Source organism: Labrys sedimenti (assembly GCF_034424805.1).
In the GTDB taxonomy this organism is placed as follows: Bacteria; Pseudomonadota; Alphaproteobacteria; order Rhizobiales; family Labraceae; genus Labrys; species Labrys sedimenti.
On record NZ_JAXOUF010000008.1, the window covers coordinates 114,600 to 140,536 of the forward strand.

The window sequence follows — 25,937 nt, forward strand, 5'->3', positions numbered from 1 at the left end:
ATGAAGGCCGTCCGGCTGCATGATGTCAGGGATCTGCGCGTGGAAGCGGTCGAGGCCCCCTCCGCCCCGCCGCCTGGCCATGTGAACCTCGAGGTCAGGGCCGCCGGCATCTGCGGCTCGGACCTGCACAATTACCGGACCGGCCAGTGGATCACGCGCCGTCCCTCGGTGGCGGGCCACGAGTTCTGCGGCCGCGTGACGGCGATCGGCGAGGGAGTGAGCGGGTTTGCGGTCGGCGATGTCGTCGTCGCCGATTCCAGATTCTGGTGCGGCAATTGCCCCGCCTGTGCCGGAGGACGGCACAATGTCTGCGAGAATCTCGGCTTCGTCGGCGAGGCCTGCGACGGCGGTTTTGCCGATGCCGTGCAATTGCCGGCCCGGCTGCTCGTGCCGCACGCGCCTTCGCTGCCGCCGCGGATCGCCGCCATGGCCGAGCCGCTGGCAGTGGCGCTGCACGCGGTACGGCGCCTCGCCGCATCGCGCGGCGAGCCGGTGCTCGTAGTCGGCTGCGGCACGATCGGAGGCCTATGCGCCCTGCTGCTCGCCCATCTCCACGACGGCCCCATCCTGCTCAGCGATCCCAATAGCGCGCGCGCCGACCTGGTGTCGGTGTTGAGTGGCGGCAGGCGTGTCGGCCTCGTCGCCGAGGACATCGCCGCAGCGCTTGGAGGGCGGCGCCTGCGCCATGCCATCGATGCTACGGGCCATGTCGGAGCCATCGCCGCGACGCTCGGCCTCCTCGCCGGGGCGGGTGCGCTCTGCCTGGTCGGCATCGGTCATGGCAAGCTCGACCTCGACCCCACCGAGCTGGTCGAACGCGAGATCGCCTTGATCGGCTGCCATGCCTTCGCCGACGACGACCTCGTGCAGGCCGCTTCTTTGCTGGTGGAGCTGCAAGGTGCCCTCGAACAGCTCTGCGAGGTCCTGCCCGGCCTGGACGAGGTGCCGGCGGCCTATGAGCGCCTGCTGGCCGGCCGGAGCACGAAGCTGAAAACCATTGTCCACCTCACCGATGAGCCGGCCGCCCTCTTCCCGATTGCATGATTGAACCGGACTTTCCCGATATCAGGCCTTCTCGACAACGCCCCGCAGGAGACAGGACCATGGACGTTCTTTCCGACGCCGCCTCTCCCCTCTACGAGAAGGTCAAGGACTTCGTGCTCGGCAACATCGCCAGCGGTAAATGGGGGCGCCAAGGGCGCCTGCCTTCCGAGCACGATCTCGTCGCCGCGCTCGGCGTCTCGCGCATGACCGTGCACCGGGCCTTGCGCGAACTGACGGCACAGGGGCATCTGCGCCGCATTCCGGGCGTCGGCACCTTCGTCGCTCCGCCCAAGCCGCAATCGACGCTCATCGAGATCAGCAACATCGCCACCGAGATCAAGGCCCGCGGCAGCCGGCACCGGGCCGAGGTGGTCCTGCTCGAACGCGTGCATCATCCCACGCCGGAATTGATGATCGCCTTCGAATTCGAGGCGATCAAGCCGGTCGACCATTCCATCGTCATCCATTTCGAAAACGACGTGCCGGTGCAGCTCGAGGAACGCTACATCAACATCGACCTGGTCAGTGGCTATCTCGACCAGGACTATACCAATGCGGCGACCTATGACTATCTGCAGCAATCCACGCCCCTGACCGAGGTCGAACAGCTGATCAGCGCCTTGCCGGCGGGAGAGGAAACCGCGCGCCTGCTCCACATCCGCCCCGGCGACAGCTGCCTCGTCCTGCACCGCAAGACCTTCACGGGGCCTGTTGTCGCGACGGTGAACACCTTCACCTATGTCGGCAGCCGCTATTCGCTGGGCAGCCGCTACCTTCACACGGCGCGTTGATGACTGAACGCCCGCTTGCTCCGCACCCAACAACATCGACCTGTCATTCCCGGCCGAGCGAAGCGAGGGGAAGGGAATCCAGGGGCCAGGAGCGCATCTCGCTGCCCCTGGATTCCTTTCCCGCCGCCTTCGGCGGCGCCGGCAATGACGGGCTAAAATTTTCGAAAGCCGGCATACTTCCATGCAATTGGTGAACGTAGACGACTATCGCGAGGCGGCCCGCCGTCGCCTGCCGAAGATCTTCTTCGACTATATCGATGGCGGATCCTTCGAGGAGGAAACCCTGCGGGCCAATCGCAGCGATTACGCCCGGCTGACCCTGCGCCAGAACGTGCTGGTGGAGCCGCGCGAGCAGGACCTTGGCACGCAATATCTCGGCACGCGCCATCCCCTGCCCTTCATGCTGGGCCCGGTCGGCTTTCTCGGGCTCTATGCCGGCAAGGGCGAGGAGAAGGCCGCCAGGGCGGCGCATGCCGCGGGGATCGCGCTCTGCCTTTCCAACTTCTCCATCGCTTCGCTCGCCGATGTGCGGCAGGCGACCAAGGGCCCGCTCCACTTCCAGCTCTATGTGCTCGATGATCGCTCGCTTTGCGACGAGTTCCTGGAAGGCGCCCGCCTGGCCGGCGCGGATACGCTCTTCGTCACCGTCGACACCGCGATCACCGGCATCCGTGAACGCGACGTCCGCAACGGCTTCCGCTCGCTGACACGGGTGACGCCTGGCCTGTTCCTCGGCCTTGCCCGCAAGCCAGGATGGCTTCTCGACGTGGCGGCGCGCGGCATGCCCAGCGTACGGGCGATCGAACACCGGCGCGACTTCGGGCGCGGCGCCCTCGAACAGGCCGCCAATCTCTCGCGCCATATCGACAAGACCGTGTCGTGGAAGGACATGGCCTGGCTGCGCGAACGCTGGCAGGGCCGGTTGGTGGTCAAGGGGGTGCTTGCCCCCGAGGATGCACTGAAGGCCAAGTCGATCGGTATGGACGGCGTGGTGATCTCCAACCATGGCGGACGGCAGCTCGACGGGGCATCGAGCACCATCGCGGCCCTGCCTGCCATCCGCCGGGCGGTCGGGCCCGATTTCTGCGTGATGCTCGACGGCGGCATCCGCCGGGGCACCGACATCGTCAAGGCCATCGGCCTCGGCGCCGACGGCGTCATGCTCGGCCGCGCCTATACCTATGGCCTCGCCGCCGCGGGCGAGGCCGGGGTTGCCGGCGTGATCGACATCCTCACCCGCGAGATCTCGATCACCCTGGCGCTGATGGGCGTAGCCTCGATCGACGAGCTGAAGTCGCTGGGCACCAAGGCCGTCATCGCAGCCGGCGGATCATAACCTGCTGCCTCACGAAGAAAGGGCGCACCTCCGATCTTGCCGAGAATGACGCGGCTTGCCTTCTCCACGAAGTGGGGAAGGTGTCATTTCGAAGAAATGACGGATGGGGTGTGGTGGGCAGGCCACGGCCTCTTCCGGAGATGGCACGACCCTGGTGCAATATTTTCATGCTCAGCGTGCTACCCGCCGCACCCCATCCGCCCGAACTTCGTTCAGGCACCTTCCCCACTTCGTGGAGAAGGCAAGCGGCGCCTTGTTGGGCGCGATCTGAGTTGTGTGAATTCCGCCCCTCACGGCTCGGCCCCGTCCACCCGGCGTGCCAGGAGCTTGTCGATGCGGCGATCATCCATGTCGACGATCTCGAACACCCAGCCGCCATAGTCGAACTGCTCGCCGACATCGGGCAGGTGGCCGAGCTGCGACAGGGCGAAGCCGGCGATGGTGTGGAAGTCGCGATCCTGCGGCCTTGTCTGCAGTTGCAGCCGGTCGAAGGCGGCATAGGCCGGCATCATGCCGTCAATCAGCAGCGAACCGTCCTGGCGTTCGACGATATCGGGCTCTTCCCCCTCGACCTCGGGCAGGTCGCCGGCCATGGCTTCGAGCAGGTCCGTCTGGGTGACGATGCCTTCGAGGCCGCCATATTCGTCGATGATGAGGGCCAGTCTGATCGGGGTCCGCTTGAACTGGTCGAGCACCCGGAAGATCGGCATGGCCTCATGCACGATGAGGGGTTGGCGCATGACGGCGAGCGGATCGAGCCTCTCCCCGTCCAGCACCCGGTCGAGCAGATCCTGCTTGACGATCATGCCGAGCGGCTCGTCGATATTGCCGCGTCCGACCAGGATGTGGTCGTGCCGGCATTCGCGGATGATGCGCAGCGTCTCCTTGGGATCGTCATCGATATCGACCCAGTCGATCTCGCGCCGGGGCGTCATGATATCGCTGATGCGCCGCCCGCCAATGCTGAGCACGCGCACCATCACCTCTTCCTGCGCATCCTGCAGGATGCCGGCGTCCTGGCTGGCCCGGACCAGCAATTTGAGTTCCTCGGGCGAATGCAGTGATTCCTCCCCGGAACCCGGCCGCAGGCCGCAGGCCCGCAACACCAAATTGCCGAGCCCGTTCAGCATCAGGATGGCCGGGCGCAGCAGGAACAGGAACAGGCCCAGCGGCCGGACGATCCACAGCGCCGTGCCTTCGCTGCGCTGCAGGGCCAGACTCTTGGGCGCGAGCTCGCCCAGCACGATGTGAAGGGCCGTGATGATCACGAAGGCGAGGGCGACGGCGATGGCATGCGAGCCGACGGTGGCGATCCCCGTCGGCAGCCAGCCGAGCAGCGGCTCGATCAGATGGGCGAGCGCCGGCTCGCCGATCCAGCCGAGTGCCAGGGACGAGATGGTGATGCCGAGCTGGGTCGCCGCCAGATTGGCGTCGAGATTGTCGATGGCGCGCAAGAGCGGGCGGGCGTTCATCCGCCCCGTAGCGGCAAGCTCGGCCACCCTGCTGCGGCGGACGGCAACGAGCGAGAACTCGGCGGCCACGAAAAAGCCGTTGGCGGCCACGAGAGCAAAGACGGCTAGTACCCTCAACAAGTCCATGACGAGAGCACCGTCGTCGGAACCGGACATCATCTCCCCTTCCGCGCTGGGCGCGGTCCTTTCACAAAACGAACCCTCCTAGCATCGCCGCTCTGAAGCCGGGAGGCAAACCGCTCCTCGCCAAGGCTGTGCGAAACCTCCCCGAAAGGGGGGCCACCGCTGCCATGCGCCCGAAAACCCGTCTCGCCGCCGGGTACCGACAGATCGTGCCTGCTCGGGGCAGCTTCGTTGTTGACTTAAACAATCTCCATGATAGCTTTTGGAATGTTATGAAAATATATGAAAGAAAAATACCAACACCCGGAGGAAATGGCCTGATCCGCTAGCAATCGCTGCCAAAGCTCACTTGCCTTGCCCGAATTTGGATGAAGCTTGCGCATTTCTTCAATGCCGCGGCGCGGGGACGTTTGTCTTCGAGCGACAGCCGGCTCGGCCATCGACTTTGCAGTGCATCGAGATGTCGAACACGACACCATAAGGAGGAGGAAACCATGCGAGCTCTCAAAACACTGTGTCTCGGCGCAGCGGCGGCGTTCATCGCCGGCCTGCCCGCACAGGCCGAAACCAAGCTCACCATCGCCACCGTCAACAACAACGACATGGTGGTGATGCAGAAGCTGTCGAAGGATTTCGAGGCCAAGAACCCCGACATCAAGCTGAACTGGGTGGTGCTCGAGGAAAATACGCTGCGCCAGCGCCTGACCACCGACATCGCCACCAAGGGCGGCCAGTACGACATCATGACCATCGGCCTGTTCGAGGCACCGATGTGGGGCGAGCGCAACTGGCTGACGGCGTTCGACAACGTGCCGGCCGACTACAAGCTCGATGACGTGCTCAAATCGGTACGGGACGGACTTTCCTATAATGGCAAGCTCTATGCCCTGCCCTTCTATGCCGAAAGCCAGATGACCTTCTATCGCAAGGACCTGTTCGACAAGGCCGGCCTGACCATGCCCGAACAGCCGACCTGGAAGGACATCGACGGCTTTGCCGCCAAGATCCACGATCCCGACCACGGGGTCTACGGCATCTGCCTGCGCGGCAAGCCCGGCTGGGGCGAGAATATCGGCCAGATCACGCCGGTCGCCAATTCCTATGGCGCGCGCTGGTTCGACATGGAATGGAAGCCGCAATTCGACACGCCGGCCTGGAAGGAAGGCCTGACGGTCTATGTCGACCTCCTGAAGAAATACGGCCCGCCCGGCGCCGCTTCCAACGGCTACAACGAGAATCTCGCTCTGTTCGCCAGCGGCAAATGCGGCATGTGGGTCGATGCCACCGTCTCGGCCGGCTTCCTCAATGATCCCAAGCAGAGCAGCGTCGTCGGCAAGCTGGGCTATGCCCATCCGCCCTATGGCAAGTTCAACAAGGGCAACCACTATCTGTGGTCCTGGGCGCTGGCGGTGCCGGCTTCCTCCAAGGCACCGGACGCTGCCAAGAAGTTCATCTACTGGGCCACTTCGCCCGACTACATCAAGCTGGTCGCCGATTATTCCGGCATCGTCACCGTGCCGCCGGGCACCCGCCAGTCGACCTATGACAATGCCGACTACATCAAGGCCGCGCCCTTCGCCAAGCTGACGCTGGATACCATCCAGACCGCCAACATGACGGACGCCACCCAGGAGAAGGTGCCCTATCGCGGCATCTCCTTCGTCGGCATTCCCGAGTTCCAGAGCATCGGCACCGCCGTCGGCCAGGAATTCGCTGCCGTCATCGCCGGCAAGAAGACGGTCGACCAGGGCCTGACGGCCGCCCAGTCGCTGACCCAGCGCGCCATGCGCCAGGCCGGCTATCCGAAGAAATAGCGCGACCACAAGACGCTGATGCGGTTCACCTAAGCATCTTCGAGGTTGCACGACGCTTGTCATTGCCGGGCTTGACCCGGCAATCCAGTCCGGATCCCCGTCGCGCGGGTCAAGCCCGGCTATGACAACCCGGAGTGTTTCCTCCTTAAGTGAACCGCATTAGCGCAAGACACAGGCTTGCCGGGGTGATTCCGCCCCGCTCCGTGCCAAGATGCGTTTTCTCTCCCGGAACGCATCTTCGGCGGCGCGATCCCGATCCTGCCTAGACCGGGATCGCGCCGCCTACTCCTGGAAAGTGGCATGTGCGAGCCGGAACACTTGCCCGCTCTCCCCTGTTTCGACGCGTCCTTGCGCTGCCGCCGATGCCGGCAGATCGCAGAACGCCCTGGGATCGATCCGAAAGGAGCTCCATGGCCGTCGCCTTGTTCGCCCGCCATCGCGGTGTCGGAGTTAACACGCGTCCCCTGCTGGCGCCGTCCGTTCTGTTGCTGTTCGTCTGGATGATCGTGCCGCTGGCACTCACGATCTACCTGTCGTTCCAGCGGTACAATCTGAACTATCTCGACCAGACCGGCTTTGCCGGCCTCGAAAATTACCGCTACCTGCTCGAAGATCCGGGGCTGACCAACGCCATCCTCAACACCGTCATCCTGGTGGTGAGCGTACTGGCGATCACGATCGTGGTCGGCATCCTCGGTTCCATCCTGCTCGACCAGCCGGTGTTCGGCCGCGGACTGGCGCGCCTTTTATGCATCGCGCCCTTCTTCATCATGCCCACGGTCAGCGCGCTGGTGTGGAAGAACCTCCTGATGCATCCGGTGAACGGACTGTTCGCCTGGATCTCGCGCTCCCTGGGCCTGCCCGTCATCGACTGGTTCTCCGACTATCCGCTCGCATCGGTGATCATCATCGTGGCCTGGCAATGGATCCCCTTCGCGCTCCTGATCCTGCTGACCTCGCTGCAATCGCTCGACCGCGAGCAGATCGAGGCGGCCCGCATGGATGGCGCCAACGGGCTGCGGCTTTTCGCGCATATCATGCTGCCGCACCTCTACAGGGCCATCACCATCGTGGTGATGATCGAGACGATCTTCCTGCTCTCGATCTTCGCCGAGATCCTGGTCACCACCGCCGGCGGCCCGGGCGACGCCTCCACCACCCTGCCCTATCTCATCTACAAGACCGCCCTTCTCGATTCCGACATCGGCGGCGCCTCCGCCGGCGGCATGCTCGCCGTGGTTCTCGCCAATATCGTCGCCGTCTTCCTCATGCGCACGATTTCGCGCACGCTGGAGGATTGATCGATGGCCGTCTCCCTCACCCGCCGCATCATCGTCAGCATCTTGTGCTGGCTGTTCACCCTGGTGCTGTTCTTTCCCATCCTGTGGATGGGAATCACGGCCTTCAAGACCGAGCAGCAGGCGATTGCCACGCCCCCGATCCTGTTCTTCCAGCCCAGCCTGCACAATTTCGAGGAGATCCTGGAGAGCGCGGACTATCTCCACTTCTTCGCCAACAGCGTGATCATCTCGGTGGGCTCGACCATACTGGGTATCCTCGTCGGTCTACCGGCCGCCTATGCGCTCGCCTTCTTCCCGGGGAAGCGTGCCAAGGACCTGATGATGTGGATGCTCTCGACCAAGATGATGCCGGCCGTGGGCGTGCTCGTGCCGATCTATCTGCTGTTCCAATGGGCGGGGCTGCTGGATTCGCTCCTGGGCCTGACCGGCCTCTACATGCTGATCAACCTGCCGATCATCGTGTGGATGCTCTTCACCTTCTTCCGCGACGTACCCAAGGAGATCCTGGAGGCGGCGCGCATGGACGGCGCCGGCCCCCTCAAGCAGTTCGTGTGGATGCTCTTGCCGATGACCATGCCCGGCATCGCCTCGACGGCGCTGCTCGCCATCATCCTGTCCTGGAACGAGGCGTTCTGGAGCATCAACCTCACGGTGACGCAGGCGACGCCGCTGACCGCCTTCATCGCCCGCTTCTCGAGCCCCGAGGGCCTGTTCTGGGCCAAGCTCTCCGCCGCATCGCTGATGGCGATCGGCCCCATCCTGATCTTCGGCTGGCTGACGCAGCGCCAGCTCGTCCGAGGTCTCACCTTCGGCGCCGTCAAGTGACGACGCTATCGTTCGCGCGGAGGATATTGCAGCGATGTATTTGAAGAAATTCGACCTTTCCGGCCAGACGGCCTTCATCACGGGCGGCGGCCGCGGCATCGGCCTCGCCAGTGCCGAGGCCTTGCTGGAGGCCGGCGCCAAGGTGGTGATCTCCGATCTCGACCCGGCCGTGCTCGCCAGCGGCCGGCAGGCCCTGGCCGACAAGGGCTGGACCGTCGATGCCGTCGAGCTCGACGTCACCGATGCCGATGCCGTCGGCCGGGCCGCGCGCGAGGCCAATGAACGCCACGGCGGCATCGACATCCTGGTCGCCAATGCCGGCATCGCCTGGCCCGACACCGGCGGCGAGGAGATGAGCGACGAGGTCTGGCGCAAGGTGATCGATGTCGATCTGAATGGCTGCTACTGGAGCTGCCGCGAATTCGGCAGGGCGATGCTGCAGCGTGGCAAGGGCTCGATCGTCACGCTGGGCTCGATGTCCGGGCTCATTTCCAACAAGCCCCAGCGCCAGGTCCATTACAATGCCGCCAAGGCCGGCGTGCATCACATGACCAAGTCGCTGGCCGGCGAATGGGCACCTCATGGCGTGCGCGTCAATGCAGTGGCGCCGACCTATGTCGACACGCCGATGTCGCGCGGCGGCTTCGACAAGCCGGAGCTGTTCCCAGTGTGGATGGAGATGACGCCGATGAAGCGCGTGGCACGCGCCGACGAGATCGCCTCGGCCATCCTGTTCCTGGCCAGCGATGCCGCGAGCGCCATGACGGGCTCGGTCGTCGTCGTCGATTGCGGCTACACTATCTGGTAGCCCGATCTCGCGTCCATCGGGAGCTTCGTTCCCCCGACCCAAGATAGAGCGCGGAAATCCTTCCCCGACTTCGGGGAAGGTGGCGCTGCGCAGCAGCGACGGAAGGGGGCGAGAGGCGCAAGCCGGTCAGATAAAGGCGAGATCGCGCCACTCACCCCCACCCGAACCGGCTTCGCCGGTCCACCCTCCCCGAAGTCGGGGAGGGATTCTCGCGTTCCACAAGGTCCTGCAGAGATGTGCGGAGGGGACAGACATCTTCTCTCGGCCGTCAGGCCTTGCCTGCGACCAGCTTCACGCCGATGCGGTCGGCCAGCACGGTCAACTCGGTAAGCGCTTCGATCGAACCCAGAACGGCACGCGGCTCGCCCACCGGGGCCAGGACATCGCCGGGGAGGCGATCGCCGAACAGGACGAGGGCGAGAGCCCGGTCGTCCTGCCGGGAGATCCAGCACAGGCCCTGCACCTCGGGAAGCGCCGCATGCCAGGCCGCGGCCCAAGCCCGCGTGCCGGGATACCGGTCCTTTTCCGTGTCGATGAGCTGGGTCCGGCGCAGGCCGAGGCGACGCAAGGCTGTGGCGCTGAGATCGACGAGCAGGAGATCCTGCCGGGGCTCGAGCCGGGAATGCACCTGGCCGGCGAGCCTGGCCTTGTCGAGGGTCTTCAGGCGCGCGGTGAAGGGAACGTCGTGAAAGACGGTTTCCATCGCGGCGCATTCGAAGGAAGTGCCGCCATAGAGGGTGGGGATCGGCCCGCCCTCCTCGTTCCTGATCGGGCTGAAGCGGGCATTGCCGGCAAGGCCCGGATTGAACTGGGCCGGTCCATATCTGTCGAGGTGGATGCGGTGGATGACCTGGCCCTTGGGCCAGGTCATCATGGCTGTCTTGGCGGCGAACTGGGATAGCGGCGCGGGTGTCGCAGGGCGTGCCTTGGCAAGCCTCGGCACGGTCCTCACCTTAACCATGCAGCACGCCCTCCATTTCGTCGCGGGCCGCGGCGATGACCCGGTCGGGCTCGCGCAGCAGCAGGTCCAGGGGACGCTCCCCGCCCAGATAGCTGTTGTCGGAGGCGAACCAATAGGCCGCGCCCCAGCCATCCCTAGCCGGGCCGAAGATCTTCAGGACCTCGCCCAGCGGCTTGGCCGGCCGATACCCTGTCGCAGGATCCAGGCCATAGCCGGGGAAATAGTCGACACCCTGATGGCGGATGGCGAAGATCTGCCCGTCCTTCTTCCACTTGTTGGGCTGAGCGCTGGGATTGGTTGCGCTGAACCCCGCCACCTCGGCGACCTGGGCCGCGGTGAGCCATTCGCCCTCCTCCAGCACGGCCTTGCGCGCCTCGGCCGTCATCCTCGCTTCGGCCAGCATATGCTGGGGCAGCGGCACCTGGGGCACCAGGGCCTCGATGATCGACTGGAGCGCGGCCTTCTCGCGCCGGGCCATGATCGCGCCGACCAGAGGAGCAATCGCCTCGAAGGTATGAGCAAGCACCTTCGCCGCCGGAGAACTGACCTGGTCCAGCGTCACGGCGATGACCTGCGTCCCCTTGGCGCCGAGATGGCCGAGGCCGTCGCGCACCTCCTCCGGGGTCCCGGTGATGGTGGTGACCCCCGACAATGCCTTGAGAGCCTGGGCGGTCGTCATGTCATCAGCTCCAATCTTGAAATGATCATGGTTATCTATATAGCATGATAACCCATCTCATCAAGACTATCGGGCCCGAATGGCGGGTCATGCCGGGCAGCCGGCACGCCACGGTTTTCCCAAAGCAGCGTTTCGGAAAATGCGAATTCCCGTGGCGGCGGTGGACCGCTAGCCTTCGAACGTCGCAGCAGAGCCGCTTCCCGGGGATTTTGCCAATGGCATGGACACAGCCTATCCAGCATGCGCAATGGCGCCCTGCCGGCCAAAGCGGCCTGCGCCATGTCGCCGATGGCTTGCCGGCCGGCGACCCCGATCGCGGCGCCGTCCTGCTGCTGGGCAATTTCGACGGCTTCCATCGCGGCCATCAGGCCTTGCTCGATGCCGCCGAGCGCATTGCGGGCGAGGACCTGCCTTTGGCCGTGATGTCCTGCGAGCCACACCCGCGCAGCTTCTTCTGCACGTCGGATTCTCCCTTTCGCCTGACCACCTCAGCGACGAAGGCCCGTCGCTTCGCCGCCCTGGGGTTCGACTACGTGTTCTCCCCGACCTTCGATGCGGGTTTTGCCTCGCTGACACCGGCGGAGTTTGCCCACAGGCTCCTCAAGCAGGCCCTCGGCATCAGCCATGTCGTCACCGGCGACGACTTCCGTTTCGGCCGCGCGCGGGCCGGCGATGCCGACCTGCTGGCGCATCTCGGCAGGTCGCTCGGATTCGGCGTGACCCGCGTTCCGGAAGTCTCGGCCAATGCCCGGCGCTGCTCCTCCAGCCAGGTCCGCGCTTTCCTGCGGGCCGGCGACATCAGGGCGGCCAACGCCTTGCTCGGTTCTGCCTGGATGGCGGAAACCGTCGCTTCCGGCGGCCAACTCGCCCTTTCGCCGATGCTCTGCCGCCCGCCCGCCGGCCGCTATCTGTGCTGGACAGACGGCGGCACCCGGCACTTCTACCTCGGCGCCGACGGCGTGATCGCATCGGACCGGGGCGCAACGCCTGCCCCCGGCTTCCTTCGCTTTCTCGACCGGCTGGCCTGACCGACCCGGCGGCAAGACCCGCGCATCATCAAAACCCGGACCATCATGGCTATCGAACATCTTGCCCGCGCCACCTATGTCACGCTGCCCTGGAAGAACGGGCGCGGGGAAACCGACGAGATCTATCTTTCGCCACCCGGCGGCTCGCGCGAGGATTTCGAGGTGAGGATCAGCAGCGCCCCAATCATCGAGGACGGCGCCTTCTCCAGCTTTCCCGGCGCGGAACGGGTGATCACCCTGATCGAGGGCGAAGAACTCGACCTCGACTTCGGGGATTCCAAACACTGCCTCCTGCCCTTCGCGCCGTTCCGCTTCGATACCGGCCTCGCTCCAACAGGCCGGCCGGTCAAGGGGGCGGTGCGGGTCTTCAACGTCATGGCCAGCCGCCAGTGCTGGTATCATGCCGCGCAGCAGGTGCTGGCTGGCCCCGGCAGCCACGAAATCCCACCCGACGACCTCGTCGTCGTCTTCTCCGTCAGCGGCAGCTGGAGCCTTGACACCACCACCCGGGGTGCCCTTCGCCTGGCGGAGCGCGACACGGTGATACTGAGGGAAGAGGCGGCAGCGCTCCGCGCATCGGATGGTGGCAGAAAGGCGCGCGCCCTCGTCCTGCGCCTGCGATCGGCCATGGCCTTGCAAGGCCTGTAATACCGACGGCATCGTTGTCTGATCCGCGCGTCATTGCGAGCGCAGCGAAGCAATCCAGAGATGGAAAACGTGGTGTCCGTGGCTCCTGGATTGCTTCGCTGCGCTCGCAATGACGATGCTTGACCGATCAATCATCAAGGCCGTTGCTATAATCTCAGCCGATCGCCATCGCCCGCTTGTGCTCGGCGACTTCACCGAACAACCAGTCCTGGAACAGGCTGGCGCCCTGCTTGTTGCCGACGCTGCGGCGCTGGTAGAGATAGATGCCGGCGGGATAGGTATGGCGGGCGCTGAAGGGAGCGATCAGTCTCCCCTGCTCCAGCAGGTCCTGTGCCATCATGGTATCGGCGAGAGCGATGCCGACGCCATTGATGGTTTCCCGCATGATCGCCGTGCAATCATCCATGATGCTGCCCGACTTCGACGGGCTGTCCGCAATGCCTTCCTGCTCGAGCCAGCGCTTCCACCGCGTGGTCTCGCATTCATGGATCAGGTGATGCTGGAGAAGGTCGGCCGGCGAGCGCAGCGGCAGGGGACCGTTCAAAAGCGCGGGTGTGCAGACCGGTGTCAGCACCAGCGGGATCAGCAGCGTCAGGGCCGGGCCGGCCTTGTAGTCGAACTCGTCGACGATGGCCAAATCGAAATTGGCGCGCTTGCCCGAGGTCATCACCTCCAGGTCGACGGAGGGATGCTGGCGGCGAAAGGCCGGCAGCCGGTCGGCCAGCCACAGATTGAGCACCGCCGGCACGCACAGCACCCGGACACGATGCGCCTTGCCCTGCCGCGGGCCGTCGTGAAAGCTGACGTCGTCGGTGGCACGCCAGATCGCCTCGAAGGCCTCCGAGAGGCTGCGCGCATAATAGGAACCGCGCGTCGTCAGGGTGATCTGGCGAAAGCCGCGCTCGAACAGTTCCTGGCCGAGCGTGGTCTCCAACGTACGGATATGGCGACTGACGGCAGAAGCCGTCAGATGCAGCTCTTCCGCCGCTTCCTTGATGCTGCCCAGGCGCGCGGCGGCCTCGAAAGCGCGCATGCCATTGAGTGAGGGGAGTGCCATGCGCCGATGATGAATTGTCGGATGAGTTTTTGTCAATCGACGTGGACGAAATTGGCGTTTGATCGCCCGCCAGCTTCGGGGATACCGAAGAAGGACCAAGTCGTCACGACAAAGCGACCATAGGGGACATCGGCACCGCACCGCTGCAAGAAGCGGTCGCGGCTCTGCGCATGCGCCAGAACTCCAGATCGAGCGGCAACGGCCGGGCACTGGAGCGGTGATATGCGCCGGATGGCTACCCGCGCGTCGCGCTGCAATGAAGGAGCCTTCCGTCCGATGCCGCAATCTCCAGTACCCGTGTTCGAGCCGGCAGACGAGGTCTCCTCCACAGCCTCCACCATCGTGGTCCTGAAACCTGCCGGACAGGAACTCGGCCCCCGGGCTGCGGCCCTCGACGTCGAAATGAGCGGCCTTCTGTCCCAGGTCTGCGCCGACCCTGCCACACTCGCAGCATCCGGCACCTGCACCGACATCTTCGCACCACCGGCAGCTTCGGCCCGGCGGGTGATCGTGCTGGCGCTGGGCAAGGCCGAGACGCTCGACGCCTTGTCGCTGGCGCGTGCGGGCGGCGCGCTCGCCGCGCATCTGGAGAGCAAGGGCATCGGCGAGGCGACGCTCGTCCTCGATCCCATCGCCGGCGCCAATCTGTCCGGGGCGGAGATCCTGGCACGCGTCGCGCTCGGCATCCGCTTGCGCCGCTACCGCTTCGACCTGCGCAACAAGCGTCCGGTGGCTGAGGCGGATCAGGCCTGGCAGCTGGCGCTGGTCGGCACCGGCAAAGCCGAACTTGCCGCAGCGCTGGCGCGGACCAATGCCATCGCCGAGGGCGTCGACTATGCCCGCACCCTGGTCAATTTGCCCCCGAACCATCTTCATCCCGACAGTTTCCCCGATCACCTCGACGCCTTGCGCGGAGCCGGGATCGAGGTCGAGATCCTCGACGCGGCGCGGCTGAAGGAACTCGGCATGAATGCGCTGCTCGCCGTCGGCTCCGGCTCGGCCCGCGCCCCACGCGTCGCCGTGCTGCGCTATCGCGGCAAGGGTTCGGGCGAGCAGCCGCTCGCCTTCGTCGGCAAGGGCGTCTGCTTCGATTCCGGCGGCCTGTGCATCAAGGGCGGCGCCCAGATGTTCGACATGAAGGCCGACATGGGCGGGGCCGCCGCCGTGGTCGGCCTCCTGCTGGCGCTCGCCCGGCAGGGCAGCCCCGTCCATGCCGTGGGCGTGCTCGGCATCGCCGAGAACCTGCCTTCGGGTACCGCACTCAAGCCCCGTGAGGTCATCACCACCGCCTCGGGCCAGACCGTGGAGATCTTCGACACGGATGCCGAAGGGCGCCTGCTCCTGGCCGACTGCCTCCATTATGCCGCCTCGCGCTTCGAGCCCTCGGTGATCGTCGATCTGGCCACCCTCACCTATTCGGTGATGCGGGGCCTCGGATCGGTCTTCGCCGGCCTGTTCAGCACGGACAATGCCATCGCCGCGCAGATGATCGCAGCCGGGGAAACCGTCGGCGAGCGCTTCTGGCAATTGCCGCTCGACCGCGCCTATGACGAGGGCCTCTACTCGCCCTTCGCCGATCTCCGGCACCACGCCAAGGACATGGAAGACGGCGATGCCCCCTATGCCGCGGCCTTCCTGCGCCATTTCACGCAAGACCGCCCCTGGGTCCATCTCGACATCGCCGGCAAGGAGCTGGCCGACAGCGACCGCCCTCTGGGCCGGCAGGGCGCCACGGCTTTCGGCGTGCAGATGCTGGAAGAATGGGTCCATAACCTGAATGGGAAGCACAATGTCGCTTGAGATCATCAGCCGGGAAGGCCGGGCAGCCTTCCGGGACTACGAGACCTGGTATCGCATCAACGGCGCACTCGGTGGCGACAAGGCCCCGGTGGTGATCCTGCATGGCGGCCCCGGCGTCGCCCACAACTACGTCGACGCCTACAAGCTGCTCGCCCGCGACGGGCGGGCCGTCATTCATTACGACCAGCTCGGCTGCGGCAATTCTACCCTGCTGCCGGAGAAGGGTGCCGATTTCTGGACGCCGCAACTGTTCATCGCCGAGCTCGAGAACCTGGTCGACCATCTCGGCATCCGGGCCGGCTTCCATGTGCTCGGCCAGAGCTGGGGCGGCATGCTGGGCGCCGAATATGCCGTGACCCGGCCTGAGGGCCTGAAGTCGCTGACCATCGCCAACTCGCCCGCCTCGATGAAGCTGTGGGTGGAGGAAGCCAATCGCCTGCGTGCCGACCTGCCCCCCGACGTGCAGGACACGCTGACCCGGCACGAGCAGGCCGGCACCACGGATGACGCCGAGTATCAGGAGGCGACCATGGTGTTCTATGAGCGCCATGTCTGCCGGGTCGTGCCCTTCCCGCCGGAAGTGGCGGCGAGCTTTGCCCAGGTGGCGCGCAATCCCACCGTCTACAACGTGATGAACGGCCCCAACGAGTTCCACGTCATCGGCACGCTGAAGAGCTGGAGCGTCATCGACCGCCTGTCGGCCGTCGAGGTGCCCACGCTGATCCTCTCCGGGCGCCATGACGAGGCCACCCCCGCGACCGTGCAGCCCTACAAGGACGGCATCGAGGGATCGCGCTGGGAGATATTCGAGCATTCCAGCCATATGCCGCATGTGGAAGAGCAAGAGAAATGCATGCGGGTGGTCGGGGACTTCCTGGATCAGCACGACCGGTAAACAAATCAGAAGAGGGGATCGATGATGAAGAAACTGCTTTTGGCCGCAACGGCCTCGGCCTTGCTGGCCGGCTCCTGGCTGGCGCCGGCACAGGCCGAATATCTCAAGGAGCATCGCGGCGGCACCATACGCCTGCTGGCCCGCTCCGCAGCCGGGACCCTCGATCCGCACATCAACTACACCGACCAGGGCTGGCAGATGTACCAGCCGGTCTATGACGGGCTGGTGATCTTCCGCAAGGCGGAAGGCAAGGACGGCTTTTCCGTCGTACCCGATCTCGCCGAGGCGCTGCCCACCGTCAGCAATGAGGGCAAGACCTTCACCTTCAAGCTGCGGAAGGGCATCAAGTTCTCGAACGGACAGGACCTCGGCGTGAAGGACGTCGTCGCCTCCTTCCAGCGCATCTTCAAGATTTCCGGCCCGACCTCCGGCACCTTCTATGCCGGCCTCGTCGGGGCCGACAAATGCCTGGCCGACACCAAGAGCTGCACGCTGGACGGCGGCGTCGTCGCCGACGAGGCGGCCGGCACCATCACCCTCAACCTGACCAAGCCGGATGCCGAGCTCCTCTACAAGCTCGCTCTGCCGCACGCGGTGATCCTGCCCGCCGACACGCCGGCCGAGGACATGGGATCGCGCCCCATTCCCAGCACCGGCCCCTACATGATCTCCGCCTTCGATCCCAACAAGGGCATGACGCTCTCGCGCAACCCCAATTTCAAGCAGTGGAGCGAAGAGGCCCAGCCTGATGGCTATCCCGATGCCGTCCAGTATGATTTCGGCCTGTCCGAGGAAGCCGCGGTGACCGCGATCCAGAACGGGGAAGCCGACTGGATGTTCGACCCGCTACCGAGCGACCGCCTCGCCGAACTCGGTACCAAGTTCAAGGACCAGCTCCACATCTCGCCGCTTTCGGCGTGGTGGTATGCCCCGCTCAATACGCGTCTAGCCCCCTTCGACAACGAGAAGGCCCGTCAGGCCGTGGCCTTTGCCATCGATCGCAACACGCTGGTCAAGCTGTTCGGGGGCAAGGTGCTGGCCTCGCCAGTCTGCCAGGTCCTGCCGCCGGATTTCCCCGGCCATGAGGACTATTGCCCCTTCACCAAGAATCCCGGCACCAAATGGTCGGCTCCCGACCTCGACAAGGCCAAGCAGCTCGTCGAAGAATCCGGCACCAAGGGCCAGAAGGTCACCATCATCGTCGAGGATACCGCCATTTCGCGTTCCATCGGCGTCTATCTGCAGAGTGTGCTGACCAGCATCGGCTATGTCACCGACGTCAAGCCGATCTCGACCAACATCCAGTTCACCTACATCCAGAACACCAACAACAAGGTGCAGATGTCGGTCAGCCAGTGGTACAAGGATTATCCGGCGGCTTCGGACTTCCTGAACATCCTGTTCGGCTGCGCCTCCTTCCGCGAAGGCTCGGATGCTTCGATCAACATCTCCGGTTTCTGCGACAAGGAGATCGACGCCAAGATGCAGAAGGCGCTGGACCTCGGCGTCACCGATCAGAAGGCCGCCGACAAGATGTGGGCCGAGATCGACAGGCAGATCACCGACAAGGCGCCGGCCGTCGGCCTGTTCACGCCCAAGCGCCTCGATTTCGTCAGTAAGCGCGTCGGCAACTTCAAGTTCAACCCGCAGTTCAACTGGATGGTCACGCAGGCCTGGGTTCAGTGACACACTTCGAGGAAACCTCCGTGGCGAATGAAGTCGTCGCCATGCCACGCCGATCGCGAGGGCCCTGGGCCCTCGCTTTCATGAAGCTGAGACGCAACAAGGCGGCCATGGCCTCCCTCGCACTGTTCCTCCTGATCGTGGCCGCCTGTCTCAGCGCACCGCTCTATGCGCGCTGGGCCGGGGTCGACCCGTTCGCCTCGACGCTCGACGCCGTCATCCAGATCGATGGCGCCGAGGTTCCGGTTATGGAGCAGTCGACCGAAGGGCTGGGGCTCGGTTACACGCCGATCGGCCCGACCTGGCGGCTCGGCAATTACTTCCTTGGCGCCGACAGCCAGGGCCGCGACGTCATGGCCCGGATGCTCTATGGCGGCCTCTCTTCGCTGATGATCGCGGGGGCCGCCACCATCTTCACGCTGATCTTCGGCACGGCGGCGGGCCTGATCGCCGGCTATTTCGGCGGCATCGTCGACACGGTTCTGTCGCGCTTCCTCGACGTCCTGTGGGCGTTCCCGATCTATCTCCTGGCGATTTCGCTTTCCATCGTCACCATCGCGCAAGGCATTTCGATCGGGCCGATCGTGATCGAGTCCGGCAGCCTGTGGCTGCCGATCATCATCATCGGCATCGTCTACGTGCCCTATGTGGCGCGCCCCATCCGCGGGCAGGTGCTGTCGCTGCGCAAGAGCGAATTCGTGCTCGCCGCCATCAATCTGGGCGTGCCCGGCCGTCGCATCCTGTGGCGCGACATCCTGCCCAACATCACCACCACCCTGATCGTCTTCGTACCGCTGATGATGGCGCTGAACATGCTGACGGAATCGGCGCTCTCCTTCCTGTCGATCGGCGTGCAGCCGCCGGCGGCAAGCTGGGGCACCATCATCCAGGACGGGCAAGCCCTGCTCTATACACGCCCCCTGGTCGCACTGGCACCGGGCATCGCCATCGCCCTGTCGGTGATGGCGCTCAACGTGTTCGGCGACGGCCTGCGCGATGCGCTCGATCCGCGCTCCAAAGTTCGACTGGGGCGCGACTGATGATCTATGCCATCCTGCGCCGCTTCGGCCAGATGCTGTTCGTGATGTTCGGCATCTCCGTCATCGTCTTCCTGATCTTCTTCGCCACGCCCGGCGCCGATCCGGCGGCCCGCATCGCCGGCCGCAACGCCTCGCCCGAAGTGCTGGCGGCCGTGCGTCACAATTTCGGCTTCGACCAGCCGCTCTATGTCCAGTACGGCCTGATGATGAAGAAGATCTTCATCACCGGCGACCTCACCTCCTTCGTCAATCGCGGCTGGAAGGTGGTGCCGGCCGTGCTCGATTCGATCCCGGTCACGTTGTCGCTGGTGTTCGGCGCGGCGGTCCTGTGGGTCGTGGTCTCCGTCATCATCGGCATGGTCGCCGCCGCCACGCGCGACAGCTGGATCGACAGGCTCTTGATGGCGGCCGGACTGATCGGCATTTCCATGCCGGTCTACTGGCTGGGCGAGGTGATGAACCTGATCACCCAGAGCCGCTACCATGACACCTGGCTGTTCGGCTGGGTGCCGCCGCTCGGCTACAAGAACCTCCTCGACGATCCCACGGGCTGGTTCCTCACTCTGGTCATCCCCTGGATCACGCTCGCGGTGCTCTATATCGGCATCTACGGGCGCGTGCTGCGGGCGGCGATCATCGAATCCCTGCAGGAGGATTATATCCGTACCGCCCGCGCCAAGGGCCTGTCGGAAACGCGCATCCTGCTGCGCCATGCGCTCAGGACCTCGCTGATTGCCTTCATCACCCTGTTCGGCCTCGACTTCGGCGCGCTGGTCGGAGGCTCCGCCTTGCTGACCGAGGTGGTGTTCGGCCTCCATGGCATCGGCAAGCTCACCTATGACGCACTGCAGAACCTCGATCTGCCGATGATCATGGCAACCGTGATGTATGCCTCCATGTTCGTGGTCGTGGCCAATGCCGTCGTCGATTTCGTCTATATTCTCCTCGATCCGCGCGTGAGGACGTCATGATGCTGTCCGTACGCGACCTGCGGGTCTCCTTCCGCACCGATGATGGTTTGGTTCGTGCCATCGACGGCGTTTCCTTCGACCTCGCCGAGGGCGAGATCCTCGGCGTCGTCGGCGAATCCGGCTCCGGCAAGACCGTGTCGCTGCTGGCGGTGATGGGCCTGATCACCGACCCGAATGCGAAAATCGAAGGCTCGATCCGCTACAAGGGCCGGGAACTGGTGGGCCTGCCGGCTCGGGAGCTGCGGCGCCTGCGCGGCAACGAGATCGCCATGATCTTCCAGGACCCGATGACGGCGCTGACGCCGGTCTACACCATCGGCTGGCAGATCGCCGAGCAGATCCAGGCCCATCGCAAGGTCAGCAAGGCCAAGGCGCTGGAACGCGTGGAGGAATTGTTGGCGGAGGTGAACTTCCCCAATCCGCGCGAGGCGATGTCGCGCTATCCCCATCAGCTTTCCGGCGGCATGCGCCAGCGCGCGGTGATCGCCATGGCCCTGTCCTGCGACCCGGCCTTGCTGGTGGCGGATGAACCCACCACGGCGCTCGACGTCACCGTGCAGGCCGGCATTCTCGATCTCGTGCGCAAGCTGCGTTCGACTCATAATTCGGCCGTGGTCTTCATCACGCACGACATGGGCGTGGTCTCCGAACTCGCCGACCGTGTCATGGTGATGTATGCGGGACGCGTGGTGGAGCGCGGCAGCCGGGCGGAATTGTTCTCCGATCCCAGGCACCCCTATACGCGGGCCCTGCTGGGCTCGATCCCGCCGCTGACCGGCGAGAAGCCCAGGCGCCTGCCGGCTATTCCCGGCTCGCCGCCGTCGCTGCTCAGGCTGCCGCAGGGTTGCGCCTTCGGCCCTCGCTGTCCGGTACGCTACGAGCCCTGCCAGGCCGACAAGCCCGGTCTCGGCAGCGGCACGCACGCCGCCGCCTGCTTCCGGGTGGCGCAAGCATGAGCGGACAAATGACAGACAGGAACCAGCCGATCCTCGAAACGCGCGCGCTCGGCAAACGCTTCTCGATCGGCAGCCGCTTTTCCTCGGAAGGCCGGCGCACCGTCCATGCGGTCGACAACGTCTCCCTCACCGTGCGGCGTGGCGAGACCGTCGGGCTCGTCGGGGAATCGGGTTGCGGCAAGTCCACTTTGGCCCGTTGCCTGGTCCGGCTCTACGACATCTCCGATGGCCAGCTCTTCTTCGAGGGCGACGACATCACCGGCAAGTCGCTGGCCGAGCTCCGCCCGCTGCGGCGCCGGCTGCAGATGGTGTTCCAGGACCCATCGGCCTCGCTCAACCCGCGCCGGCGCGTCGGCGACCTGGTGGCGGAGCCGTTGCGCATCCACACCAGGCTGTCGTCCGCCGAGATCACCAAGCGCGTGGCGGAGCTGTTCGATCTCGTCGGGCTGCTGCCGGATCACGTCATGCGCTATCCGCACGAGTTCTCCGGCGGCCAGCGCCAGCGCGTCGGCATCGCCCGCGCCATCGCGCTCAATCCGGACCTGGTGGTTCTGGACGAACCGGTCTCGGCGCTCGACGTGTCGGTGCAGGCCCAGATCGTCAACCTCCTGGCTGACCTCCAGGAGAAGCTGAACCTCACCTATGTCTTCATCGCCCACGATCTGTCGGTGGTAAGGCAGGTCTCGACCCGCATCGCGGTGATGTATCTCGGCTCCATCGTCGAGGAAGGGCCGGCCGAAGAGGTGTTCTCCACCCCGGCGCATCCCTACAGCCAGGCCCTGATCTCGGCGGTTCCGACCGTGGAGACCACGCCGGGCGGCACGCGCAAGCGCATCATCCTCACCGGTGACGTGCCGAGCCCGCTCAAGCCGCCACCGGGCTGCCGCTTCCACCCGCGCTGTCCGGTCGCCCAGGACCGCTGCCGTACGGAGCGTCCGCAGATGCGGGACTACGGCCCCGGCCGCAAGGTCGCCTGCCACTTCCCCGTTGCTTCATAGGTCCTCCCTTCAGGGTCCTTGAAAAAACGGGAGCAAGGCCAGATAGGGCATCGCGACCCCTTATCCGCCCCTATGGGGCACCTTCTCCCACAAGGGGAGAAGGGACCGGCTGGCGTGGCGCCTTCCAAACTGATTCCCTTCTCCCCTTGCGGGAGAAGGTGCCGGCAGGCGGATGAGGGGTTGCGGTACTTCAGGCCTCGTCGTCCTAAAAAAGGGACTGCCTCTTACGGCAAACTACACAAGGGTTTGTGCTGCCCTCATCCGAAACGGGTGACGGCGAAATCGACGAAGGAGCGCAGCTTCGGGGTGATCCGGCGATCAGGCGCATAGAGGATGTGCATCACCCGCGGCGGAGCCTCATAGCCCGGCAGCAGCCGGACCAGCCGCCCGGATTCGATCTCGCTTTGCACCAGGGACGACGGCTGGAGCATGATGCCGAGGCCAGCCAGGGCCGCCGTGAGCAGGGCCTGGCCATTATTGGCCAGGAAGCGATAGGATAATTCGACCGTTTCCAGGCCATCGGGACCGGCAAAGCGCCATTGGTCGCGCGTATTGCCATGCATAAAACCGAGGCTTTCATGGTCCTCGAGGTCGGCCGGCTTCGCAGGATGGCCATGCGCCGCAAGATAGGCCGGCGCCGCGCAGACGGTGAACGTCATCGGTCGCAGCGGCCGGGCGATCAGGCTGGAATCGGCCAATGGGCCGACGCGGAACACGGCATCATAGCCCTCGTCGACGAGATCAACGACGCGATCGGACAGGGTGAGCTCGACATCGACCTCGGGATTGGCGGCCAGATAGTCCGGCAGGATATTGGCGAGTTCATGCGCCCCGAAGGTCACGGGGGCATTGATCCGGATCTGGCCGCGTGGGGTCGCGCGCGTCTCGGCGGCCAGCACCTCGGCCGCCTCGACCTCGGCCAGGATGGTACGGACCCGCTCATAATAGCTCCGTCCGATCTCGGTGACGCTCTGGCGCCGGGTGGTGCGATTGATCAGCTTGACGCCGAGGTGATCCTCCAGCAGGCGCACATGCTTGCCCACCATCTGTGAGGACATCGACAGCGCATTGCCGGCCGCCGAGAACGATCCAGCCTCCACGGCCTTGGCGAACACACCCATGCTGGTGAAACGATCCATCAATTTGAAACCATTTGTTTCAAGTCTAACGATCATCTCTCCATTTATCACGAAATGCTATTGAGATCATAACAGATAGCGACACCGCAATACGGTCCACCCAGGAGATACCGTTCATGTCCGCCCAACGCAGAGTTGTCGTCGCCGAGTATGGCGACCCCGCTGTGATGAAGCTCGAGACACGGGACCTGCCCGCGCCGGGCGCCGGCGAAGCCCAGGTCAGGCACACCGCGATCGGCTTCAACTTCATCGACATCTACCAGCGCAAGGGCATCTACCCGCTGCAATTGCCGAGCGGGCTCGGTTTCGAGGCCGCCGGCGCGGTCGAAGCGGTCGGTTCTGGCGTTAGCGACGTCAAGGTCGGTGACAGGGTGGCCTACATCAACGCAGGCCTGGGCGCCTATGCCGACAGGCGCAACGTCCCGGCCGACAAGCTCGCCGTCCTGCCCGCCTCGGTCAGCGACGAGGCGGCGGCCACCTTGTTCTTCAAGGGCATGACGGCGCAATACCTGCTGCGCAAGACCCATGCTGTCCAGCCGGGCGATCTCCTGCTCGTCCACTCCGCCGCCGGAGGCGTCGGCCAGATCCTCAGCCGCTGGGCCACCGCCCTCGGCACCACCGTGATCGGCACCACCGGCTCGCCAAGTAAACGCGATGCCGCCCTCGCCGCCGGGTGCAAGGCCGTGATCGATCTCAACGATCCCGCCTGGCCCGAAGCCTTCCTGCAGGCGACCGGCGGCCGCAAGGCACGCGTGGTCTATGACGCCGTCGGCAAGGATACGCTGATCAAGTCGCTCGACTGCGCCGCCCCCTTCGGCCTGGTGGTCTCCTATGGTGCGGCCTCGGGCCCGGCGCCCGCCATCGACCTCGACCTGCTCAACAAGAAGGGCGGCCTGTTCATCACCCGACCCTCGGTGTTCGCCCACAATGCCGACACCGCCAGCTTCCGCGCCAATGCCGCCGATTTCTTCGATGCGGTCGCCAAGGGGCATGTAAGCGTCGACATCGGGCAGCGCTTCTCGCTCGACGAGATCGCCAAAGTGCATGAGGTAGCCGAGGCCCGCCAGGTCGTCGGGGCCATCCTGATCACGCCGTAGGAGGATGTTGCCGGGGTGCTAATCTCTCCCCATACGGGCCCGGATGCACATATCTCAGACCGCGCCGAACGAAACGCGGCTTGCCCTCTCCAGGAAGTGGGGAAGGCGAGTCGCGCCCCTCTCGGCGAGAGAGGAGACCTCCTTCCGCGCCGTCGTGCTTTCCCGGCACTCCCAGATCGCCTCACCGCCTTGCAAAGCGCCTGGCGCACAGATCGGCGAAATGCCGGGCCGCGGGCGAGAGTTCGCGCTCGGCGCGATGGGCGAGCACAATGCGGTTCTCGCGATGCTTGCCGGTCAACGGGCGGGTCACCAGGTTGAGCCCGTCATAGCTCATGTCGGAGGCCGGCTTGGTCGCCAGGATCGAATAGCCGAGGCCGTGGGCCACCATGCCGCGCACCATCTCGAAGGAGATCGAGCGATAGGCGATCAAGGGCTTGATGCCGGCGTCTTCGAGAATGCCGGTGAAATAGTCGCGGCTGGGCGGGGCATCGAGCAGGATCATCGGCTCGGCGGCGAGATCCTCGGGCGCCACCTCGCTCTGGTGGCAGAGCGGATGGTCGGCAGCGAGCAGGACATAGGGCGTCAGCTCGCCCAGGGACAGCTTTTCGAACTCTTCGCCGAGGTCGAAATCATAAAGCAGCGCCAGTTCGCTCTCGCCCGCCAGCAGGCTTTCGCGCAGGCGGCGATGATCGCCCTCGATCAGCTTGACGCCGATCCCGCCCATCTCGCGGATGAGCGAGGGCATGAGATAGGGGCCGAAGGTGTGGAAGCAGCCGATCACCAGCTTGGCCGTCTCGCCCGCCAGGGCCGCACGCAGCGAACTCGCCCCCTCGATCCGGTTCGACGAGCCATAGGAACGATTGGCATAGATCAGCGGCGAACCGTGGCGGGAAAGATGGATGTCGCGCACCTCGCACAGGAAGATATGGTGCGTGCCGACCTTCTCGCTCGACAGCAGCTTGCAGTCGAACGCCACCAGGGGATCGGCGATGCGCGGTGCACCGGTCGATGCCGTCACCCATTCGGTGCATTCGAACTTGTCGCCGATCTCGTCGCGGAAACGCCCGGCGAAGACGTCCGAGATGTAGGACTGGTCGTCGCGCAGGACGTTCACGCAGAGCACGCCGTTCTCGACGATCTTGGTCGCGGCCGGGCTGAGATGGTGGACGCAGACCAGCATGGTCGGCAGCTCCGTATCGGCCGAGACGGAAGCCATGGCCGAGACGGTCACCCCTGCCCGGCCGGCCGGCCCGTCGGTGGAGACCACGTTCACGGTGCAGGCGGCCTGGCTCATGCCGCCGAGAAACTTCTCGCGCACCTTCGGATCGATCCCCACGCCCATCCGCTCTCTCCCATTGATCTTGAAGCCGGTGTCACCCCGGCCGTTCAGGCCAACGATCCTTCCGGAAATCGTCGGCGCTGGAAAATATGGATTTCCGCTGCACGGGTTCAGAAAAGCCGCAGCACGCCC

General features: G+C 65.1%; 23 protein-coding genes. 17 read left to right on the forward strand and 6 right to left on the reverse strand.

What is annotated here, in order from left to right; genetic code table 11:
- The 3 genes from U1R88_RS22055 to U1R88_RS22065 all read left to right on the forward strand — a co-directional run bounded on the left by U1R88_RS22055 (window position 1) and on the right by U1R88_RS22065 (window position 3,171).
- Window positions 1-1,044 (forward strand): zinc-dependent alcohol dehydrogenase, encoded by a 1,044-nt coding sequence (locus tag U1R88_RS22055; RefSeq protein WP_322433182.1) that lies wholly within the window; start codon window positions 1-3, stop codon window positions 1,042-1,044.
- 59 nt (window positions 1,045-1,103) lie between these two features.
- Complete coding sequence (hutC, locus tag U1R88_RS22060) at window positions 1,104-1,835, forward strand: histidine utilization transcriptional repressor HutC (RefSeq protein ID WP_322433183.1); 732 nt, start codon at window positions 1,104-1,106, stop codon at window positions 1,833-1,835.
- A gap of 181 nt (window positions 1,836-2,016) precedes the next feature.
- Window positions 2,017-3,171, forward strand: coding sequence for an alpha-hydroxy acid oxidase (locus U1R88_RS22065; RefSeq protein WP_322433184.1), 1,155 nt, complete (start codon window positions 2,017-2,019; stop codon window positions 3,169-3,171).
- Between the two features lie 290 nt (window positions 3,172-3,461).
- Here U1R88_RS22065 and U1R88_RS22070 read toward each other — a convergent pair whose 3' ends face one another.
- Entirely contained in the window at window positions 3,462-4,799 is a 1,338-nt protein-coding gene (locus U1R88_RS22070; protein ID WP_322433294.1) for a hemolysin family protein, read from the reverse strand.
- A 461-nt stretch (window positions 4,800-5,260) separates the two neighbouring features.
- Here U1R88_RS22070 and U1R88_RS22075 point away from each other — a divergent pair, with 461 nt between their 5' ends.
- The 4 genes from U1R88_RS22075 to U1R88_RS22090 all read left to right on the forward strand — a co-directional run bounded on the left by U1R88_RS22075 (window position 5,261) and on the right by U1R88_RS22090 (window position 9,514).
- Entirely contained in the window at window positions 5,261-6,580 is a 1,320-nt protein-coding gene (locus U1R88_RS22075) for an ABC transporter substrate-binding protein (RefSeq protein ID WP_322433185.1), read from the forward strand.
- A gap of 410 nt (window positions 6,581-6,990) precedes the next feature.
- A complete protein-coding gene (locus U1R88_RS22080; protein WP_322433186.1) occupies window positions 6,991-7,881 on the forward strand; it encodes a carbohydrate ABC transporter permease in 891 nt (296 codons plus the stop codon).
- A gap of 3 nt (window positions 7,882-7,884) precedes the next feature.
- Window positions 7,885-8,706 (forward strand): carbohydrate ABC transporter permease, encoded by an 822-nt coding sequence (locus U1R88_RS22085; protein ID WP_322433187.1) that lies wholly within the window; start codon window positions 7,885-7,887, stop codon window positions 8,704-8,706.
- Window positions 8,707-8,740: 34 nt separating this feature from the next.
- The gene (locus tag U1R88_RS22090) at window positions 8,741-9,514 is read left to right on the forward strand and encodes an SDR family NAD(P)-dependent oxidoreductase (protein WP_322433188.1); all 774 of its coding nucleotides are present in this window, start codon (window positions 8,741-8,743) and stop codon (window positions 9,512-9,514) included.
- 268 nt (window positions 9,515-9,782) lie between these two features.
- Here the strand turns inward: U1R88_RS22090 and U1R88_RS22095 are convergent, their stop codons facing one another.
- Both U1R88_RS22095 and U1R88_RS22100 read right to left on the reverse strand, forming a co-directional pair.
- Window positions 9,783-10,475, reverse strand: coding sequence for an RES family NAD+ phosphorylase (locus U1R88_RS22095; RefSeq protein ID WP_322433189.1), 693 nt, complete (start codon window positions 10,473-10,475; stop codon window positions 9,783-9,785).
- Entirely contained in the window at window positions 10,468-11,154 is a 687-nt protein-coding gene (locus U1R88_RS22100) for a DUF2384 domain-containing protein (RefSeq protein ID WP_068289129.1), read from the reverse strand. The genes U1R88_RS22095 and U1R88_RS22100 overlap by 8 nt, the downstream gene beginning before the upstream one ends.
- 215 nt (window positions 11,155-11,369) lie before the next feature.
- Between U1R88_RS22100 and U1R88_RS22105 the strand changes: the two genes are divergently transcribed.
- Together U1R88_RS22105 and U1R88_RS22110 are read left to right on the forward strand one after the other, a co-directional pair.
- Window positions 11,370-12,182: a hypothetical protein gene (locus U1R88_RS22105; RefSeq protein WP_322433190.1), complete on the forward strand. Its 813-nt coding sequence runs from the start codon at window positions 11,370-11,372 to the stop codon at window positions 12,180-12,182.
- 45 nt (window positions 12,183-12,227) lie between these two features.
- Window positions 12,228-12,830, forward strand: a complete 603-nt coding sequence (locus U1R88_RS22110) for a HutD/Ves family protein (RefSeq protein WP_322433191.1) — start codon at window positions 12,228-12,230, stop codon at window positions 12,828-12,830.
- A 154-nt stretch (window positions 12,831-12,984) separates the two neighbouring features.
- Here U1R88_RS22110 and U1R88_RS22115 read toward each other — a convergent pair whose 3' ends face one another.
- The gene (locus U1R88_RS22115; protein WP_068289134.1) at window positions 12,985-13,887 is read right to left on the reverse strand and encodes a LysR substrate-binding domain-containing protein; all 903 of its coding nucleotides are present in this window, start codon (window positions 13,885-13,887) and stop codon (window positions 12,985-12,987) included.
- 276 nt (window positions 13,888-14,163) lie between these two features.
- Between U1R88_RS22115 and U1R88_RS22120 the strand changes: the two genes are divergently transcribed.
- From U1R88_RS22120 to U1R88_RS22150, 7 genes are read left to right on the forward strand one after another with little or no spacing between them, the layout of a single operon-like run.
- Window positions 14,164-15,687, forward strand: coding sequence for a leucyl aminopeptidase (locus U1R88_RS22120; protein WP_322433192.1), 1,524 nt, complete (start codon window positions 14,164-14,166; stop codon window positions 15,685-15,687).
- Window positions 15,677-16,582 carry a proline iminopeptidase-family hydrolase gene (locus tag U1R88_RS22125; protein ID WP_322433193.1) on the forward strand — a complete coding sequence of 302 codons (906 nt, stop codon included), beginning with the start codon at window positions 15,677-15,679 and terminating at the stop codon, window positions 16,580-16,582. The genes U1R88_RS22120 and U1R88_RS22125 overlap by 11 nt, the downstream gene beginning before the upstream one ends.
- A 21-nt stretch (window positions 16,583-16,603) precedes the next feature.
- Window positions 16,604-18,268, forward strand: a complete 1,665-nt coding sequence (locus tag U1R88_RS22130) for an ABC transporter substrate-binding protein (protein ID WP_322433194.1) — start codon at window positions 16,604-16,606, stop codon at window positions 18,266-18,268.
- A 20-nt stretch (window positions 18,269-18,288) separates the two neighbouring features.
- Window positions 18,289-19,305: an ABC transporter permease gene (locus U1R88_RS22135; RefSeq protein ID WP_322433195.1), complete on the forward strand. Its 1,017-nt coding sequence runs from the start codon at window positions 18,289-18,291 to the stop codon at window positions 19,303-19,305.
- On the forward strand, window positions 19,305-20,276 hold the full coding sequence (locus U1R88_RS22140; protein WP_322433196.1) for an ABC transporter permease: 972 nt from the start codon (window positions 19,305-19,307) through the stop codon (window positions 20,274-20,276). The genes U1R88_RS22135 and U1R88_RS22140 overlap by 1 nt, the downstream gene beginning before the upstream one ends.
- On the forward strand, window positions 20,273-21,232 hold the full coding sequence (locus tag U1R88_RS22145; protein WP_322433197.1) for an ABC transporter ATP-binding protein: 960 nt from the start codon (window positions 20,273-20,275) through the stop codon (window positions 21,230-21,232). Before U1R88_RS22140 ends, U1R88_RS22145 begins: the two co-directional genes overlap by 4 nt.
- Before the next feature lie 8 nt (window positions 21,233-21,240).
- Entirely contained in the window at window positions 21,241-22,230 is a 990-nt protein-coding gene (locus U1R88_RS22150) for an ABC transporter ATP-binding protein (RefSeq protein WP_322433198.1), read from the forward strand.
- Window positions 22,231-22,487: 257 nt separating this feature from the next.
- Here U1R88_RS22150 and U1R88_RS22155 read toward each other — a convergent pair whose 3' ends face one another.
- The gene (locus U1R88_RS22155) at window positions 22,488-23,369 is read right to left on the reverse strand and encodes a LysR family transcriptional regulator (protein WP_322433199.1); all 882 of its coding nucleotides are present in this window, start codon (window positions 23,367-23,369) and stop codon (window positions 22,488-22,490) included.
- A gap of 116 nt (window positions 23,370-23,485) precedes the next feature.
- Here U1R88_RS22155 and U1R88_RS22160 point away from each other — a divergent pair, with 116 nt between their 5' ends.
- Window positions 23,486-24,466 carry a quinone oxidoreductase family protein gene (locus U1R88_RS22160; RefSeq protein ID WP_322433200.1) on the forward strand — a complete coding sequence of 327 codons (981 nt, stop codon included), beginning with the start codon at window positions 23,486-23,488 and terminating at the stop codon, window positions 24,464-24,466.
- 181 nt (window positions 24,467-24,647) lie between these two features.
- On the opposite strand, the gene U1R88_RS22165 is transcribed toward U1R88_RS22160, so the two are convergent.
- On the reverse strand, window positions 24,648-25,808 hold the full coding sequence (locus tag U1R88_RS22165; RefSeq protein ID WP_322433201.1) for a LysR substrate-binding domain-containing protein: 1,161 nt from the start codon (window positions 25,806-25,808) through the stop codon (window positions 24,648-24,650).
- Window positions 25,809-25,937: the final 129 nt, after the last annotated feature.